The organism is Afifella marina DSM 2698 (assembly GCF_900102695.1).
Classification (GTDB): domain Bacteria; phylum Pseudomonadota; class Alphaproteobacteria; order Rhizobiales; family Afifellaceae; genus Afifella; species Afifella marina.
The window spans coordinates 910640-927829 of sequence record NZ_FMVW01000001.1 but is presented as its reverse complement, the minus strand read 5'-3'; the positions used below and the strand labels follow the sequence as shown (position 1 = coordinate 927829).

Sequence of the window (17190 nt, the reverse complement as noted above, 5' to 3'; positions counted from 1 at the left end):
CAACTTGGCTTGCGGATGACCGCCGAAATCGTCACAGCCCAGCCCTATCAGGCGAGCCTGGAGAAGGAAGCGAGGATGCGAGACGGAAACATGCAGGCTGAAAAGAAGAGTGCGATCGTCGTCGGAGCCGGCGTGGTGGGTGTCGCCGCCGCGATCTGGCTGCAACGCCGCGGCCTCGACGTCCTCCTGATCGACCGCGAAGGCCCCGGGGCCGGCGCCTCTTTCGGCAATGCGGGCCTCCTCGCCTCGTCGGCCGTCGTGCCCGTCACGGAACCGGGCCTGCCCCTGAAGATGCCCGGGATGATCTTGAGCCCGGACGAGCCCGTCTTTCTGCGCTGGCCACATCTGCCGAAGGCCATGCCCTTCTTTCTCCATACGCTTCGGATGTGCACGCGGCAGAAGACCGAAGAGATCGCAGCAGCCCTTGCCGGGATCATCTCCGACAGCCTGGAGCAGCATCAGGCGCTCGCCGAGGGAACCGGGGCTGAGAGTTTCGTCGTGCCGTGCGAGTACCTCTACGCTTACAAGAACCGGCGCGATTTCGAAGCCTCCTCGTTCGGCTTCGGGCTGCGCCGCAAACACGGCTTTACCTGGCGCGAGCTGAACGACGCCGAACTTCACCGCCTTGAGGCAATGCTCGCCGCCGACATGACTTTCGGCGTCACCTTTCCCGACCATGGCTATATCCGCGATCCCGGCCGTTACGTGGAGGTACTCGCGGCCCATTTCACGGCATCGGGCGGCCGCATCGTGACGGCCGAGGTCACCGATATCGTGCGCGAGAACGGCCGCGTCACGGGCGTGCGTGCCGGAGGGGAAACTCTCGCCTGCGATGCCTGCGTGCTGGCGGCCGGTATCTGGTCCGGGCCGCTTGCCAAATCCCTCGGCATGCGCGTGCCGATGGAAAGCGAACGCGGTTATCACATCGAGATTGAAGCGCCAGAAGAGACGCTTAAAGGCCCGGTGATGATCGCCGCCGGCCAGTTCGTCGCGACCCCGATGACGGGGCGCATCCGGCTTGCAGGCGTCGTCGAATTCGGCGGACTTGAGGCACCGCCAGACGAGAAGATTTTCGATTTCATCCGCCGGGTTGGAAAGGCGGCTTTGCCGCATCTCCCCTGGCGTGAGAGCGGGCAGTGGATGGGCCACCGCCCGGCGCCGGCCGATTCCATCCCCTTGATCGGCGAGTTTCCGGCCGCGCGCGGCGTCTATGCCGCCTTCGGCCACCACCATCTCGGACTGACGGGCTCGGCGAAGACCGGACGGCTCGTCGCCGATCTCATCGCCGGCCACACCCCCAATATCGATCTCACGCCTTATCGGCCCGACCGGACCTGAGGCGCGCTCATTCGGCAACGGGGTCGTGGCGGAAGTGGAATTCCGTGACCTGGCGATAGGTCTCGCCCGGCCGCAAAACGGCGCTCGGAAAACCCTCATGGTTCGGCGCGTCCGGCCAGAGCTGCGGCTCCAGGCATAGCCCGGCATGCGCGGCGTAACGACGGCCCTCGAGGCCCTTCACCGGCAGATCGAGCTTGTAGCCGTCATAGAGCTGGACGCCCGGCTCCGTCGTCCACACCTGCATTTCCAGCTCGCCATTGTCGTTCCAGACGCTGGCGGCATGGCGCGGGTCCTCGTGGCGGTACTCGGCCAGGCAGAAATTGGCGTCGTAGACCGTCTTTTCCGGGCCGCGGCGGTCGGCGATCTTCGCGCGCTTTCTGAAATCGTAGGGCGTGCCTTCGACGCCTCGCACCTCGCCCGTCGGGATCTCGTTTTCGTTCGCCGGCAGATAGGCCTGAGCCGGGATCATCAGGGAGTGATTGAGGATGTCGTCTGCGCCGGAGAGGTTGAAATAGGAGTGGTGCAGAAGGTTGAGAAGCGTCGGCTCGTCGGTGCGGCCGAGATAGGTGATGCGCAGCGTCGCCGGCGGCAGAAGCTCAAAGCGGCAGGTCACCTCCACCGTTCCCGGATAACCGGATTCCCCCGCGCGCGAGACGAGGCCCAGAATGACGCTCGTCTCGTCATGGCTCATGATGCGCCAGGGCCGACGCCCGAAACTCGCCTTGCCGCCATGCAGGTGATTGGGCGGATCGTTGACGTCGAGTTCGATCTCGCGCCCGTCGAGCATGAAACGTCCGCCTGCAATGCGGTTGCCAACGCGCCCCGCCGTCGCGCCCAGGAAAGCATTCGTGGCGAGATAGCCGTCGAGATCGCAAAAGCCGAGGACCAGGGGATGCGGCATGTGCAGCAATCTGAGGTCGCGCAGGATCGCGCCATAAGTGATGATGTCTGCCGACAATTCGCCTGCGGCGATCGTCACCGCCTCGATGGTCTGCCCCTCTGGCGTCGTCCCGAAAACCCGTCTCGTCCCGGCGGCTTCCATGGCACGTCTTCTTTCTGCTGGCGTTTCTCCCTCGCCGGCTATGACAGCCCCCAGGCGCCGGTTCAAGGTGCCGGGAGGAAGCAGCTCTTGTCCCGCATGCGCACGTTTTAAGGGGTACGCTTAAAGGCACCGACCGCGAAGGCGCCGCGCAGCGGGGAACGGGCTCGCTCGCTTCCGCTTGCAGAACCGATGCTGCGACTGCCCGCTCAGACCGCCGCTCAGGCCGACATGGCGGATCGGCGTGTCGTCGACGTCAGCTGCTCGACGATCGTCAACAGGTCGTTCTCGCCAAACGGTTTGGACAGATGGTCGACATCGCCGAAATCGCTGCGCACATCGTCCAATTCGTCACCAGAGCAGATGCAATAGGGGATGCGGCGGGCGCTCAACCGCTCGGCGACCGAGGTGCTCAGCCTGTGCTCAACATTCGCATCGAGAATGGCGACATCGATCGTCTCGGTATCGGCGAGGCGCATGGCATCGTCGAGCGAGGCGGCGGGACCGACGACTTCGTGGCCCGCATCTTCCAACAAGAGTTTCATCGTGCCGGCGATCATCGCCTCATCGTCGAGCACGAGAACGCGCAGCTTGCGCGCACCTGCCTCCATGCCCAGCATCCTGGGCCTCCCTCATCGATTATTCGGCGATCCTCCTGCGGGACAACCGGTGCTTGAGCGCATGCTACTCGAACAAGGGCATTCACGACAATATTTTCGAGACGGCAGGAAAATGCAGTAATCGCTGCATTGGCCTGCCGCCAATTTATAATCACACCAAAGTGAAGCACCGCCGGAGGCTGGAAAACGCCACGGCAGAAATCGTCTCGCTGCGGCAGAACTCTCTAAAACACGGTTGCCGGACCTCGACCGCGAGCGGTCTAGAGACCGGCCGTCATTGTTTGTCGGCGTATTTTTCAACGAGCGCTTTCGCGTCCTGCACGAGCAACTCGCCGTCAAAACCCTTCTGCGTCATGTCGGCAATCCAGGCCGTCTCCACGTCCTTCGCTTTGGTCTTCCAACGTTCGGTTTCGGCCTCGTCGAGGACGACGATTTCGTTGCCCGCCTCCTCCGCCGCCTTGCGGCCGGGACCGTCGGCCTCGTCCATGACGCGCCCGGCCCAGGCAGCCGTCTCACGGCCCGAATTGTCGTCGATCACCTTCTTCAGATCGTCCGGCAGGGCCTCATAGGCCGCCTTGTTCATGAGGAAGACGCAGGTCGCAGTATAGAGCGCGCGGTCGCCCGCAAAGGTCGTGTGACTGTCGACGAGCTCGGCGATCTTGAGCGGGCCCGTCACCTCCCAGGGAAGCGCCGCACCGTCCAAAACGCCACGCGCCAGCGCCTCCGGCACCACCGGGACGGGCATGCCGACAGGAACGGACCCCAACGTTTCCAAAAGCTTGGTGACCATGCGCGTCGACCCACGCAGTTTCAGCCCCTGCATGTCCTCGAGCTTGTGGACGCCCTTCCCCTTGAGATGCAGGAGGCCGGGGCTGTGCACGTGCACGGTGATGACCTTGAAGTCCTTGTACTCATCCTGAAGGTGGTTTTCGTAGAAATCGTAGAAGGCGCGGGACGTCGTCTCACCATCGACCGGAAGGAAGGGGAGCTCGAAGGCCTCCGTCTTCGGAAAGCGCCCGGGCGTGTAGCCGGACAGGGTCCAGATGATGTCGACGACACCATCGCGCGCCTGGTCGATCAAGGCGGGAGGTTTGCCGCCGAGCTGCATCGACGGATAGAGCTCGAAGGCGATCCGGCCGCCCGACTCCTTCGTCACTTTGTCCGCCCACGGCTTGATGAAGTCGGCCGGGATCGCCGCCTGCGCCGGCAGGAATTGGTGGATCTTGAGGGTCACCTCCTGGGCCGCGGCGGATGCGCAAAACCCCAGCGCCACAGCAAGCCCCAAACACACAGCGCGAAGCATGTCGTCCTCCCGTTTTCTTCTTTCCTTCCAGCGACGCCGGACGGGGCCGAAAGGATCGCATCGCGCCCTGAATGGCAACCGGATTTGGCGGCTGAGGAGCGGGTACCGCCGAAAAACTGAATTAAAACGCGGCTCGGCAGTTCGGGAGGAATAAAGCCAGACACAACTCCTTGTTGAAATTCCGGCCATTTTTTGGCATAAGGGAATCGATCTTTGGTTGGTAGCTTCGATCTATTCGATCCCTCCTCCCGTCGATCTGTTCCGAGCCCCTTGCCGCCAGATCCCCCCTGGCGGCATTTTTTTGGCGGATGTCCGGCTCCTCCTGGAGAGGTGGTCGCGGCGCATCCGGCCTCCCCACACGGTCGCTCAGGCCCACACCGTCGCTCAGACATCCGAAGGTCTTTGGGGGCAAGGCAACGCCTGGTGGAATCCCGCCGCGCCAGCGCCATCGGCTTGCCGGTCTTGGCCGCCATCAAATGGCGCTTGTATCCGTCTTCCGTTCGATTATATCGCACTCCAGCATGTATCGAACGAGAATAGGTCGCCCGTGAACGTGAGAACTTTGTGCCTGGCAATTCTCTTCGCTGGGGAAGCCACAGGCTACGAGATCAAGAAGCTCTCCACGGAAGGGGAATACGCCTATTTCGTCGATGCGAGCTTCGGCTCGATCTATCCCGCGCTAGACCGGCTGGAACGCGAAGGCTTCGTCACCTGCCGCAAAGAGGACGAGCCGGGGAAACCGTCACGAAAGGTCTATGCCATTACGGATGCAGGACGGGCCCACTTCGTCGACAGCCTGTTCGACCTTCCTGCGCCCGACGTGTTTCGTTCGGAGTTCCTTCTCGTCGTCATGCACGCCGATATTCTCCCAAAGCCTGTCATGCGCCGCGCAATCGACCATCGCATCGAGCAGATCGAGGCCGACATCGCGAAATTGCGCCAGATCGCGCAAGGCAATCACAAAGGCGGCCCGCAATGGGCGATCGATTACGGCCTCGACTGCATGGAACACGCCCTCGGCTATCTGCACGCCCATCGCGACGAGCTTGAAAACTGTTCCGATCTCGGCACCGCGTCAGATCCCTCGCAACCTGGCACCTCGCGGCATGCCGCGCGCATTGCGGCGGAGTAGATAAATGCACATCCGCTTCTCCTACGTCCTCGCCACCGCGCTCGCCGTCGGTATCTCGGCCTACATGCTGAGCGGCACGATCATCATCGGCGGTGAACCCAAAGATCCGCCCGACAGCGTCGCCGAGAGGGAAAAGGCGGGCGCATCCGAGCTCGTCAAAGTCCAGGTGGAACGGCACGTCGCCCAGGAGCGCACGTCGCGCCTTGAAATTCGCGGACGCACATCCGCCGACCACCTCGTCGAGGTGAAAGCCCAGACCGGCGGCATCGTCGAAGAGCGCCCCATCGAGAAGGGCAAGAGCGTCAAGCCGGGCGATCTTCTTTGCGTCATCGAACGAGGAGCACGACGCGCCCAGCTCGCTCAGGCGCGCGCGCAACTGGAACAGGCGAAAGTCGATCTCGAGGCGCAGCAGGCTCTGGCCGGCAAAGGCTATGCGGCGAAGAACCAGATTCCGGCCCTCAAGGCCTCCGTCGACGCCGCCCAGGCACGCGTCGAAGAGGCCGAACTGGAGCTGCAACGCACCGAAGTGCGCGCGCCGATCGGCGGTGTCATCCAGGACCCGATTGCCAATGTCGGCGATGTCGTGGCCCTCGGCGGCACCTGCGCCACCATCATCGATGCCGACCCGATGAAGGTCATCGGCCAGGTCGCCGAGCAGGAGATCGGCCATGTGAAGGTCGGGCAGACGGCCGACATCACGCTTATCTCCGGCGAAACCCGCCAGGGCAAAGTCAGCTACATCGCGCCGTCCGCCGATGAGGAAACGCGCACCTTCCGCATCGAGATGACGATGGCCAATGCCGATCGTTCGGTGCGCGACGGGCTGACGGCGCGCGCATCGATCCCGCTCGGCGAAGGCCGGGCACAGCTCCTGTCGCCTTCTTATCTCACCTTGAACGATGCCGGCGAAGTCGGCGTCCGAACCGTCGATGCCGACAATGTCGTGCATTTCCTGCCTGTCGAAATCATCGCTCCGGCAGATGAAGGCGTGTGGGTGAGCGGCCTTCCCGACGAAGTCGACATCATCACGGTCGGCCAGGAATATGTCGTCGGCGGGCAGAAGGTGGAGGCGATGGGGCCGAAGAGTGCGGCCATGAAGCCCGCAGCGTCCGACACGGCCAGCGCCGCGGGGGCCATTCGATGATCTCGCTTCTGGAGGGCATCCTGAGGCGGCCGCGCACCGTCCTCACCTTGATGCTCGTGTCGCTTCTTGCCGGCATCGCCGCCTATCAGGCGGTGCCGAAGGATGCCAATCCCGACATCGACATTCCGGTCTTCTACGTATCCGTCGTGCAGCAAGGCGTCTCGCCGGAAGATGCCGAGCGACTTCTGGTGCGCCCGCTCGAAAAGCAATTGCGCGGCCTCGACGGGCTCAAGGAGCTGACGGCCATCGCCTCGGAAGGCCATGCCGCCGTCATTCTGGAATTCAATGTCGATTTCGACAAGGACGAAGCGCTCGCCGATATTCGTGCCAAGGTCGATCAGGCCCAGGCGGACCTGCCTTCCGAAGCCGAAGAGCCTTTCATCGTCGAGACCAATTTCGCGCTCGTTCCCACGATCACCGTGGCGATCTCCGGCAACGTGCCCGAGCGAACCCTCGTCAAGCTCGCCGAAAATCTGCAAGACGAGATCGAGAGCATTTCGACGGTTCTGCGCGCCGACATCAACGGCAACCGCGAGGAAGTGCTCGAAGTCGTCATCGACATGGCGAAGCTGCAATCCTACGACATCACCCAGGAAGAGCTTCTCAACGCGCTCAGCGCCAACAACCAGCTGATCCCGGCGGGCTTCCTCGACACGGGCCGCGGGCGCTTCTCCGTCAAAGTGCCGGGATTGATCGAAACGGCGGCCGACGTCTATTCGCTGCCGATCAAGCAGAAGGACGAGGGCGTCGTCACGCTGGGCGACGTCGCCACGATCAAGCGCACCTTCAAGGACGCCACCAATTTCACGCGTGTCGACGGTGAGCCGGCGATCGCCATCAACGTCGTCAAACGTCTCGGCACCAACGTCATCGAGAACAACGAGAGTGTGCGAGAGGTCGTCGCCGAAGCGACCAAAGACTGGCCCAAGAGCGTCCAGGTCCACTATCTGCTCGATCAATCGGGCTTCATCTACGAAGTGCTGGGCTCGCTGGAATCGTCCATCATGACGGCGATCCTGCTCGTCATGATCGTGGTGCTCGCCACGCTCGGCCTGCGCTCTGCGCTCCTTGTCGGGCTCGCCATCCCGACCTCCTTCATGATCGGCTTTCTCATCGTCGGCCTCGTCGGCATGACGGTGAACATGATGGTGATGTTCGGCCTCGTCCTCACGGTTGGCATGCTCGTCGACGGGGCGATCATCATCGTCGAATACGCCGACCGGAAGATCGAGGAGGGCATGGACAAGCAGGAGGCCTATATCCGGGCCGCCAAGCTCATGTTCTGGCCGATCGTCTCGTCGACCGCGACGACGCTCGCCGCCTTCCTGCCGATGCTTCTGTGGCCCGGCGTCTCCGGCGAGTTCATGAGCTATCTGCCGATCATGGTGATCATCGTTCTGTCCGCCTCGCTCGTGACGGCGATGATCTACCTGCCGGTGACCGGCGGCTTTGTGGCGGGCGTCGCCGATTGGGTGGCGCCGCGCGCTGCGGGTCTGCTCGCCCTCACCGCAGCTCTTGCCACCGCCGTCATCACCCTTCTCCTCGTATCGGAGCCGCTTGCAGCCGCTCTTTCCGGCATGCCGCAGATCGCCGTGACGGCACTTGGCCCTCTGTTCGCCCTCCTCCTCGGTGGTTTCGTTTTCTGGAGCTCGCGCGGCCTTGCCCGCCGCATCGTGCGTTTTCGCCGTTCACATGCCCATCCGAGCACAGCCGCCCATCTTTCGACGGAAGCCGACCTCGATCCGGAAAAAGTCCCGGGCTTCACCGGCGCCTATGTGCGCTTCCTGCACGGGCTGACGGGCTCGCTCGTCGGCAATGTCGCCGTCATCCTCGTCATGGCCGGGCTGATCGTTTCGATCTTCATCGGCTTTGCCCGCCACAATCAGGGCGTGGAATTCTTCGTCGACGAGGAGCCGGACGTCACGACAGTTCTCGTCTCCGGGCGCGGCAATCTCTCTGCCAAAGAGGCGCTGGCACTCGTCTCGCAAGTCGAGGCCGTCGTGCTCGATCTGCCGGGTGTGGAAAGCGTCGTCACCAACGCCTATCCGAACGGCGGCGGCGGCGGCGAGAGCCTCGACGGGGTGAGCGACAAGCCGGAGGACCTCATCGGGGAGCTCAACCTCGAACTTCTCGATTTCTCAAAGCGCCGCCCCTGGCAGGAAATGGAGGCGGAGCTGCGCCGGCGCACCGCGTCGATCCCGGGCATCAAGGTCGAACCGCGGCTCATTGAGGGCGGCCCGCCGACCGGCAAGGACATCAAACTGGAAGTCACCGCCCACAGCTATGATCAGGTGCTGGCGGCGACCCGGCAGCTGCGTGCCGAGTTCGATCGGTTTCCCGGCCTCCTCGATGTGGAGGACGACACACCCCTGCCAGGCATCGAATGGGAATTGTCGATCGACCGCGAAGAGGCCGGCCGCTTCAACGCCGGCATCGCTTCCGTCGGATCGATGATCCAGCTCGTCACCAACGGCGTCCTGATCGGCAAATATCGCCCAGATGACGCCGACGACGAGCTCGATATCCGCGTGCGGCTGCCGGAAGAACAACGCTCTCTCGACCAGCTCGATCAGCTGCGCCTCAGAACGACAAACGGCCAGGTGCCGATCGCCAATTTCGTCACCCGGGAAGCGAAACCGAAAGTCTCTTCCATCACCCGCAAGGACGGGCTCTACGCCATGAGCGTAAAAGCCTCGGTCGACAAAACGGGCGGGGCCACGGTCGACGGCAAGGTCGCAGAGATTCAGGCCTGGCTCGACCGGCAATCCTGGCCGGAGGGCGTGCATTTCCGCTTCCGCGGCGCCGACGAGGATCAGGCGGAAGCCGAGGCCTTTCTCGGCAAGGCGTTCGCCGCCTCGCTGTTTCTGATGGCACTCATCCTGATTACCCAGTTCAATTCGTTCTGGCAGACGGGGATCACGCTTCTCACCATCATTCTGGCGGCGGCGGGCGCCCTCATCGGCATGGTCATCACCGGGCAGAAACTCTCCGTCATCATGACGGGCACAGGCATCATGGCGCTCGCCGGCATCGTGGTGAACAACGCCATCGTCTTGATCGACACCTACAACCGCATGCGAGCGGACGGCGTCGAACCGCAAGAAGCCATCCTGAAGACGGCGGCGCAGCGCCTGAGGCCGATCCTGCTCACCACCATCACCACCATCGCCGGTCTCATTCCGATGGCGACTCAGGTGAATTTCGACTTCTTCAACCGCGTCGTTGCGGTCGGCTCGATCACCTCGGTGTGGTGGGTGCAATTGTCGACGGCCGTCATCTCCGGCCTCGCCTTCTCAACCGTCCTGACCTTGATCCTGGTGCCGGTGCTGCTTGCGCTGCCGCTCAATCTCGCCCGCTTGTTCAAGACGGATCAAGCGAATGAGACGGGATCACCGGCGGCGCAGGAAGAGCTTCCCCTCGCCCCGGCGCGGCCAAGGCGCAAGCGCAAACCCGGCGACACGGGCAGCTATTCTCTTCCCGACGCGGCAGAGTGAGAAATGAACAACGGATAGAGACGGCGAGGATTTTACGAGGGACCCAGGCGACGGTCCGCAAAGACGCAAGAGAGACGGGCTGCGAACAGACCGCCTCGCAGGAGATCGCTCGCCGGCGATCTCACGGGCGACTTCTTAGTCTTTCGGGCTTTGTCCCTCGCCCGCTGCCGGCCGTTCAGCGCCCCCGGCAGACCCGTTTTGGCCCTGATGGCCGCTGAAGGCGCGGCGGCGCTGCTCGAAGCGCTCCCAGGCGAAGGGCAGATGCACGAGATAGAGGATCGCGCCGATCGCCAGAACGGACCACGTGTAGCTCACCAGAAGGGCGATCACGAAGACGCTGACGACAAGAACCGGCAGGACGGATTCGCGCGGGATCGCCGTGCCGATCTTTTTGCCGGACAGCGTCGGCAGGCGGCTCACCATCAAAAGCCCGATCGCCACCGTATAGATGGCCACCAGAATGGCCGCGCCGTCCGGAACCGGCATCCCAATCTTCCACAAGGTGAGAGGCAGGAGCACCGTGACGGCGCCGGCGGGCGCCGGAACGCCCACAAAAAACTCCGAATGCCAGGCGGGCGGCGGCTCTCCAACGAGCGCCGCATTGAAGCGCGCCAACCGCAGCGCCCCGCAAATGGCGAAGATCAGTGCGGCGATCCAACCGAGCGAACCGAGCTCGTCCATACGCCACGAATAGAGAATGATGGCCGGGGCGACGCCGAAGTTGACGAAATCGGCGAGCGAATCGAGCTGCGAGCCGAAATCGGATTGCGAGCGCAAAAGCCGCGCCACGCGACCGTCCACCCCATCGAGAATGGCGGCCAGGATGATGGCGCCGATGGCCAGCTCAAAGCGGCCCTCGACGCCCATCCTGATCGCCGTCAACCCCGCGCAAAGCGCGAGGAGCGTGACAATGCTGGGCAACATGACCCGGAACGGGACCGGGCGCGCCCTGAGCCGGCGCCTTCGCCTTCTGCGGCGGGCGGGGTCGACCGGCAGGAATAACCTCATACTGCCGGCGGCGTCGTTGTGCCGACACCCGGCTCGACCGGAGCGCGGGCAATCGCTGTGCCGAGGCGCGCAATCACCGTCTCACCGGCGATGGCCCGCTGACCCGGCTTGCAGACGACTTCTGCACCGGCCGGCAGGTACACATCGAGGCGCGAGCCGAAGCGGATCATGCCGATGCGGTCGCCCGCCTTGAGCACCACGCCTTCGTTCGTCCAGCAGACGATGCGCCGGGCGATGAGGCCCGCGATCTGCACCACACCGACATCCTGGCCGCCGGCATCGACGAGAAGCGAGTTGCGCTCGTTCTCTTCGCTCGACTTGTTGAGGTCGGCGTTGACGAATTTGCCGGGCTTGTAGGCGATGCGGGTGACCTTGCCGGAAACCGGCGTGCGGTTCACGTGGCAATCGAAGATCGAGAGAAACACCGATACCCGCGTCATCGGAACCGTGCCCATTTCGAGCTCGGCCGGCGGGACCGCCTGCGTGACTGGTTCGATACGACCATCGGCGGGGGACAGGACGAGGCCCTCCCCGTCGGGCGGCACACGCTCAGGATCGCGGAAGAAGATCACCAGCCAGATCGTCAGGCCGAGAAGGGCCCAGAACAGGAAGCTCGAGATCAGGCCGGCAACGATCGCGATGACAAGCGCGCTGCCAATAAACGGATAGCCCGCCGAATTCACGGCCGGGATCGACTTCTTGATAGTCCGCCAAATTTCCATGGCCACCCCCTTACGTCATTCGGGCCGGATGGTTAAGCCCGCACTGCAAGCTGTCCATGCGGTCGTGTGTAGCGGTGACCGATTGTCCACACCTCACAGGCTGTCGGCCTCCGGATCGGTGCGCAGGCTGGGAAGATAGTCCTCTTCCGCAACGCCGCTCTCGCGCAGGCGCTCCGCCGCCTCGTCGGCCTCGCGTTGACGCGCCCACATATCGGCGTAGACGCCGCCGCGCTCCATGAGCTCGATATGGGTGCCGCGCTCCACCACTTCGCCCGCCTGCAGCACCAGAATCTGATCGGCGGAAACGACGGTCGACAGGCGATGCGCGATGACCAGGGTCGTGCGGTTCTGCGAGACACGGTCGAGCGCCGTCTGGATATCCTGCTCGGTTGCCGTATCGAGCGCCGAAGTCGCCTCGTCGAGAATGAGGATCGGCGGCCCTTTCAGGATGGTGCGGGCGATCGCCACGCGCTGTTTCTCACCGCCCGAGAGCTTCAGCCCGCGCTCACCGACGGGGGTGTCGTATCCTTCCGGTAGGCTCTCGATGAAGCCCGCAATCTGCGCCATGCGCGCGGCGTCCTTCACCTCGTCGCGGCTAGCGTCGTAACGCCCGTAGCGGATGTTGTAGCCGATCGTGTCGTTGAAGAGGACCGTGTCCTGCGGGACCATGCCGATCGCGGAGCGCACGCTGTCCTGCTCGACATCGCGCAGATCCTGGCCGTCGATCATGATGCGCCCGCCGGTGACGTCGTAGAAACGGAAGAGGAGCCGAGAGATCGTCGATTTGCCGGCGCCTGACGGCCCAACGATCGCAAGTGTGCCTCCGGCCGGCACTTCGAAGCTGACATTCTTGAGGATCGGGCGTTCCGGGTCGTAGGCGAAAGACACGTGTTCGAAGGCGATCGCGCCCTCCTCCACACGAAGGGGCGGCGCGTCCTTCTTGTCGCGGATTTCCGGATCGACATTGAGAAGCTGGAACATCGCTTCGATGTCGACGAGCCCCTGCTTGATCTCACGGTAGACAAAACCGATAAAGTTGAGCGGCACGGAGAGCTGCATCAACAACGCGTTGATCATGACGAAGTCGCCGACCGTCTGCGTGCCCGCCATGACGGCGCGCGCCGACAGGATCATGGAGACCGCCATCCCGATCGAAAAGATCACCGTCTGGCCGAAATTGAGCCAGGCGAGCGACGTCCAGGTCTTGGTCGCAGCCATTTCGTAGCGGCTCATGGCGCCGTCGAAACGCTCCGTCTCCATCGCCTCGTTGCCGAAATATTTGACGGTCTCGAAGTTGAGGAGCGAATCGATCGCCTTGGAATTGGCGTCCGTATCGGAATCGTTCATCTCGCGGCGAATGGAGATGCGCCAGTCGCTCGCCCGCACCGTGAAAAACACATAGGCCCACAGTGTCACGGCGATGATTGCCACATAGACCCAGGAGAAATTGTACCAGATCACGGCGGCCGTCAGCGCGAACTCGATCACCGTCGGGACAGAATTGAGGATCGTGAAGCGCACGATCGTCTCGATCCCCTTGGTGCCGCGTTCGATCACCCGCGACAGGCCGCCGGTGCGACGCGCCAGATGAAAGCGCAGCGAGAGCTGATGCAGATGCCGAAAGGTCTTCCAGGCGAGCTGGCGCACCGCATGCTGCCCGACGCGCGCAAACAGGGCGTCCCGCATCTGGTTGAAGGCGACCGTCAGGACGCGGCCGAAATTGTAGGCGACGACGAGCATCACCGGCGCCGCTAAGAAGGCGGGCAGATAAGCGGGGCCACCGCCTTCGCCCGCCAGCGCATCCGTCACCCATTTGAAGGTATAGGGCACGAGGACGGTGATGATCTTGGCCGCAAGCAGCGCCAGCACGGCCCACAGCACCCGCTTCTTCAGATCGGGCCGGTCGGCCGGCCACATATAGGGCCAGAGATTGCGCAGGGTGTGAAAGGTATGGCCGCGAGCAGCCGAAATGCGCGGCTGGCCGGCTGGCGTATTGGCGTCTGACATCGTGTGATCGGGTTGGGCCGCTGCTGTTCGGCGGGCGGCGTTCGTTCTGAGGACGGCTCATATAGGCCGGAACATGCCGAGGTCCAACAAGTGTCCGCGCGTTTGCGAGCGGTCCTACGGCGGGAACGAACGGCGCTCCGATCTTGTCTTGACCGAGGACTAGCCCGCCTCGTCTGCCTCTTTGTCCCAGCTCTTGTCACGCGTCGGCAGGGTGAAAACCTGGCCTGGATAGATGAGATCGGGATTGCGGATCTGATCCTGGTTCGCCGCATAGATCGTCGTGTAGCGAATGCCCTGCCCGTAATTGCGGCGCGACAACGTCCACAGATTGTCGCCGCGTCGGATGATGATGGAGCGCGGCGCAGCAAGTTCGCCATCCACGGCAACAGATCCATCGCTCGCGGTTCCGGCCGCCGGAACCAAAGCGCCATCTTCGAGCGTCCGCGTGAACGCCACTTCGGAGCGCGCAGTCACATCTGAGCCGGACGGGGCCAGCTGATCGGCGCGCACAGCCACCTCGCCTTCGGCCAGGTCTTTCGGCGACTGCACCACCCAGCGGCCGCCTTCGTTCACCTGCGTCTCGGCGAGCGGCGCATTGTCGACATAGACACGCACCGTGGTGCCGGGCTCGCCGGCGCCGGCCACATACATCGTTCCGGAATCGGTTTCGACCGCCTCGACCGTAAGCTCCTGCGCATCCGTGCCGACCGCACCGGCAGCATCCTGCGCCGTGCGCTCCGCATCCGCGGGTGCATCCGTGCCGTCACGCCCGTGCTCTTTTGGGGCGCCCGCATCTCCGCTCTCGGAAGGCCTAAGCGCCGCAGGGTTGTCGGCGCCACCCGAAGACCCGGATGCGATGTGCCTGTCTCCATCGGGCGCCTCGCCCCCCGCCGCGCGAGGTGCGACCAGAATTTCACTCGCCCGGCCGGGCGCTTCGGCGACGACCAGCACATCCCCATCCGATGTCTCAGGCACGACGATCGCAACGCGCTCGTCCGCCTCTTCAGAGGACGCGCCCCCTTCCTGCGTCACCCGAAGGCTGAGATCGTGGCTGCCGGGTGCGAGCGGTTGTTCCGGAATGGCGACGAAGGAACCCGTTGCATTGGCTTTCGCAGAGGCAACGACCTTACCGTTTGAGAGGATTTCAACGCGTGCATTCGGACGCGCGCGGCCGGCGATCACCGCCTCGCCCGTCGGCTCCACACGCACCACGTCGAAGCCGATGCCGTTTTCTGTCTCGGAGGCTTTGCCCGAGAGGCTTCCGGTCAGACCAAGCGGCGAAACCGCTGAGGGAGACGTCGCCTCCTCTTCCCCGGCCAGCGCCGCGGCGCTTTCTTTGTCCGCCTTGTCGCCCGGAGGATTTTGGCGCTCTGCACCTTCGTTGGTGTCCTGCCGGGCCACGTCTGTCGCCTGCCCCGCCTCGCGTGGGAGCGAGCCTTCGAGCGATTGATGCACGAACAAAGCCCCTGCGCCGAGCGCGATGAGCCCTGCAAGCACGGCAGCAAGAACGATATGCGGTGACGGCATGGCGGCGTTCCCGGCTTCGTACAAAAGCACAGCCGCCCCCCGCGGCGCACTTTGGCGAAGCTTATCCTTACGGAGGAAAGCTATGGTCAACAAGACGTTGCCGCTCCTTCTCCGAGAAGAAGCCGGTCACATACGTGTCTGACGCGTGATCACGTGCATCCTTAAATCCAGTTGCCAAGCTAATGGTTTTGCCAGAAACGCAAACCGCCGTGCGATGCGCTTGACGGTTTCCTCCGGCGGTGCAAAGCGGGACATATGAGCAAACTTGAAAATGTCTGCGTTTATTGCGGCTCGGCCCCCGGCCGCGACCCTTCCCATGCGGAGGCCGCACGCACCTTCGGGCGCATCCTGGCGGAAGAGAACATCCGCCTCATCTACGGGGGCGGCTCGGTCGGACTAATGGGCACACTGGCCCGCTCGGTCCTCGATTGCGGAGGCGCCGTCACGGGCATCATTCCGCAGTTTCTGGAGGAGCGGGAGCAGCTTTTCGCCGACGTGACCGAACTCATCCTCACGACGGACATGCACGAGCGCAAGCGCACCATGTTCGAGCGCGCCGACGCCTTCGTCGCCCTGCCCGGCGGCATCGGGACGCTCGAAGAGGTCGTCGAGATGATGACCTGGGCGCAGCTCGGCCAGCACCACAAGCCGGTTCTCGTGGCCAATCTCGGCGGCTTCTGGCAGCCCCTCATCAACCTCCTCGACCACATGCGCGGCGAAGGCTTTATTCGGGAAACCTCCGACATCCGCTTCCTGGAGGCGGAGAGCGTGGAAGACATTCTGCCGAGCCTGCGCACGGCGCTTGCCGGCGAGGCAGAAAACGGCGACCGCAAGGCGGCCCACGCGGAGACCGTGCGCCGAATGTAACCGCGCACTGTCCCGCCGCGTCTCGTCCCCCGGTCAGTCATCCCGGCTGAATTCCTCCGGCGGGCGGCGCGGCCTTGTGGTGACGAGAAGCGCCAGCCAGCTCAGCCCGGCGACCAGCAGGGCGATCTCGAAGACGACGATGCTGATGCCGAGATTGGTGCTCGTATCGCCAAAGACGAGCAGCGGATCGAGCAGCATCATCACCGCGCCAAGAACGACGAGACCGCCGATGAAGAGCCAGAAAAGAGCCCTACGCCAGCGCCCACGGAGATCACGGCTGCGTATTTCCGCCATTGTCGGCCTCTCCCAAAGACTTTCATGTCTTTGAAAACGTCGGCCGACACGCTTCCGGTTCCGTCATGGAAGGGGGTTTTCATTAGCCGCCACAGCGCATTACCTAGTGCGCGCAAAACCGCCTCGTAAACCGCCTGTGCCGCTCCTATGTAATCGCCGCCACGTTTCGGAGGTTTTGATGCGCGCCCTTTTCGTCTTCCTTTTCGCTCTCGCTCTGACGGCCCCGACCTTCAGTGCCGCCAATGCTGAAGAACCGGACCTCATTTTCAGGAAGTCGACCGTCTTCAAGCTTTTGACGCCCGATCATACGCTTGCAACCTACGGCCTCGACGATCCGGCCGTGGAGGGCGTGGCCTGCCACTACACCGTCCCGGAAAAGGGCGGCATCGGCGGCCTCTTCAATGTCGTGGAAGAGCTCTCCGACGTGTCTTTGGCCTGCCGACAGGTCGGACCGATCACGTTCAAAGAGAAGTTCGAGCAGGGTGATGAGGTGTTTCGCCAGCGCCGCTCGCTGATCTTCAAGAAGATGCGCATCGTCCGCGGCTGCGACGCCAAACGCAACGTGCTCGTCTATCTCGTCTATTCCGACAAGATCGTCGAAGGCTCGCCGAAGAACTCCACCTCCACCGTGCCGATCATGCCTTGGGGCAATTCCCCGGCCCCGAAATGCGGCGACTGGCTGGAGGATTGAGCCC

General features: G+C 63.6%; 14 protein-coding genes. 6 read left to right on the top strand and 8 right to left on the bottom strand.

Annotation, left to right across the window (positions count from 1 at the left end):
- The first annotated feature begins 15 nt into the window (after positions 1–15).
- Complete coding sequence (locus BLP76_RS04345; protein WP_244514411.1) at positions 16–1338, top strand: NAD(P)/FAD-dependent oxidoreductase; 1323 nt, start codon at positions 16–18, stop codon at positions 1336–1338.
- Positions 1339–1345: 7 nt separating this feature from the next.
- Here BLP76_RS04345 and BLP76_RS04340 read toward each other — a convergent pair whose 3' ends face one another.
- The 3 genes from BLP76_RS04340 to BLP76_RS04330 all read right to left on the bottom strand — a co-directional run bounded on the left by BLP76_RS04340 (position 1346) and on the right by BLP76_RS04330 (position 4300).
- Positions 1346–2380 (bottom strand): aldose epimerase family protein, encoded by a 1035-nt coding sequence (locus BLP76_RS04340; protein ID WP_092809854.1) that lies wholly within the window; start codon positions 2378–2380, stop codon positions 1346–1348.
- 218 nt (positions 2381–2598) lie between these two features.
- Positions 2599–2997, bottom strand: a complete 399-nt coding sequence (locus BLP76_RS04335) for a response regulator (RefSeq protein ID WP_092809852.1) — start codon at positions 2995–2997, stop codon at positions 2599–2601.
- A 274-nt stretch (positions 2998–3271) separates the two neighbouring features.
- On the bottom strand, positions 3272–4300 hold the full coding sequence (locus tag BLP76_RS04330; RefSeq protein ID WP_092809850.1) for a TRAP transporter substrate-binding protein: 1029 nt from the start codon (positions 4298–4300) through the stop codon (positions 3272–3274).
- Positions 4301–4847: 547 nt separating this feature from the next.
- Here BLP76_RS04330 and BLP76_RS04325 point away from each other — a divergent pair.
- The 3 genes from BLP76_RS04325 to BLP76_RS18970 are packed head-to-tail and all read left to right on the top strand — an operon-like array spanning position 4848 to position 10070.
- Entirely contained in the window at positions 4848–5432 is a 585-nt protein-coding gene (locus tag BLP76_RS04325; protein WP_092809848.1) for a PadR family transcriptional regulator, read from the top strand.
- Between the two features lie 4 nt (positions 5433–5436).
- Positions 5437–6576, top strand: coding sequence for an efflux RND transporter periplasmic adaptor subunit (locus BLP76_RS04320; RefSeq protein WP_092809846.1), 1140 nt, complete (start codon positions 5437–5439; stop codon positions 6574–6576).
- The gene (locus BLP76_RS18970; RefSeq protein ID WP_092809844.1) at positions 6573–10070 is read left to right on the top strand and encodes an efflux RND transporter permease subunit; all 3498 of its coding nucleotides are present in this window, start codon (positions 6573–6575) and stop codon (positions 10068–10070) included. Before BLP76_RS04320 ends, BLP76_RS18970 begins: the two co-directional genes overlap by 4 nt.
- A 135-nt stretch (positions 10071–10205) precedes the next feature.
- On the opposite strand, the gene pssA is transcribed toward BLP76_RS18970, so the two are convergent.
- From pssA to BLP76_RS04295, 4 genes are all read right to left on the bottom strand, one after another.
- The gene (gene pssA, locus BLP76_RS04310; RefSeq protein ID WP_244514410.1) at positions 10206–10994 is read right to left on the bottom strand and encodes a CDP-diacylglycerol--serine O-phosphatidyltransferase; all 789 of its coding nucleotides are present in this window, start codon (positions 10992–10994) and stop codon (positions 10206–10208) included.
- An 80-nt stretch (positions 10995–11074) separates the two neighbouring features.
- Complete coding sequence (locus BLP76_RS04305; protein WP_092809840.1) at positions 11075–11800, bottom strand: phosphatidylserine decarboxylase; 726 nt, start codon at positions 11798–11800, stop codon at positions 11075–11077.
- A gap of 93 nt (positions 11801–11893) precedes the next feature.
- Positions 11894–13807, bottom strand: coding sequence for an ABCB family ABC transporter ATP-binding protein/permease (locus tag BLP76_RS04300; RefSeq protein WP_092809838.1), 1914 nt, complete (start codon positions 13805–13807; stop codon positions 11894–11896).
- A 159-nt stretch (positions 13808–13966) separates the two neighbouring features.
- Positions 13967–15334: a LysM peptidoglycan-binding domain-containing protein gene (locus tag BLP76_RS04295; protein WP_111328805.1), complete on the bottom strand. Its 1368-nt coding sequence runs from the start codon at positions 15332–15334 to the stop codon at positions 13967–13969.
- A 255-nt stretch (positions 15335–15589) separates the two neighbouring features.
- On the opposite strand from BLP76_RS04295, the gene BLP76_RS04290 reads away from it, so the two are divergent.
- Positions 15590–16201 (top strand): LOG family protein, encoded by a 612-nt coding sequence (locus tag BLP76_RS04290; protein ID WP_092809834.1) that lies wholly within the window; start codon positions 15590–15592, stop codon positions 16199–16201.
- Positions 16202–16234: 33 nt separating this feature from the next.
- On the opposite strand, the gene BLP76_RS04285 is transcribed toward BLP76_RS04290, so the two are convergent.
- Positions 16235–16495, bottom strand: a complete 261-nt coding sequence (locus BLP76_RS04285) for a hypothetical protein (RefSeq protein ID WP_092809832.1) — start codon at positions 16493–16495, stop codon at positions 16235–16237.
- Positions 16496–16673: 178 nt separating this feature from the next.
- Between BLP76_RS04285 and BLP76_RS04280 the strand changes: the two genes are divergently transcribed.
- Positions 16674–17186 carry a CreA family protein gene (locus BLP76_RS04280; protein WP_092809830.1) on the top strand — a complete coding sequence of 171 codons (513 nt, stop codon included), beginning with the start codon at positions 16674–16676 and terminating at the stop codon, positions 17184–17186.
- Positions 17187–17190 lie beyond the last annotated feature (4 nt).

Bases quoted from the DNA above. Each gene is read 5' to 3' on its own strand.
- BLP76_RS18970 (WP_092809844.1), top strand. From the start codon at position 6,573: ATGATCTCGCTTCTGGAGGGCATCCTGAGGCGGCCGCGCACCGTCCTC.
- BLP76_RS04280 (WP_092809830.1), top strand. From the start codon at position 16,674: ATGCGCGCCCTTTTCGTCTTCCTTTTCGCTCTCGCTCTGACGGCCCCG.
- BLP76_RS04290 (WP_092809834.1), top strand. From the start codon at position 15,590: ATGAGCAAACTTGAAAATGTCTGCGTTTATTGCGGCTCGGCCCCCGGC.
- BLP76_RS04300 (WP_092809838.1), bottom strand. From the start codon at position 13,807: ATGTCAGACGCCAATACGCCAGCCGGCCAGCCGCGCATTTCGGCTGCT.
- BLP76_RS04285 (WP_092809832.1), bottom strand. From the start codon at position 16,495: ATGGCGGAAATACGCAGCCGTGATCTCCGTGGGCGCTGGCGTAGGGCT.
- pssA (WP_244514410.1), bottom strand. From the start codon at position 10,994: ATGTTGCCCAGCATTGTCACGCTCCTCGCGCTTTGCGCGGGGTTGACG.
- BLP76_RS04305 (WP_092809840.1), bottom strand. From the start codon at position 11,800: ATGGAAATTTGGCGGACTATCAAGAAGTCGATCCCGGCCGTGAATTCG.
- BLP76_RS04320 (WP_092809846.1), top strand. From the start codon at position 5,437: ATGCACATCCGCTTCTCCTACGTCCTCGCCACCGCGCTCGCCGTCGGT.
- BLP76_RS04335 (WP_092809852.1), bottom strand. From the start codon at position 2,997: ATGCTGGGCATGGAGGCAGGTGCGCGCAAGCTGCGCGTTCTCGTGCTC.
- BLP76_RS04340 (WP_092809854.1), bottom strand. From the start codon at position 2,380: ATGGAAGCCGCCGGGACGAGACGGGTTTTCGGGACGACGCCAGAGGGG.
- BLP76_RS04295 (WP_111328805.1), bottom strand. From the start codon at position 15,334: ATGCCGTCACCGCATATCGTTCTTGCTGCCGTGCTTGCAGGGCTCATC.
- BLP76_RS04345 (WP_244514411.1), top strand. From the start codon at position 16: ATGACCGCCGAAATCGTCACAGCCCAGCCCTATCAGGCGAGCCTGGAG.
- BLP76_RS04330 (WP_092809850.1), bottom strand. From the start codon at position 4,300: ATGCTTCGCGCTGTGTGTTTGGGGCTTGCTGTGGCGCTGGGGTTTTGC.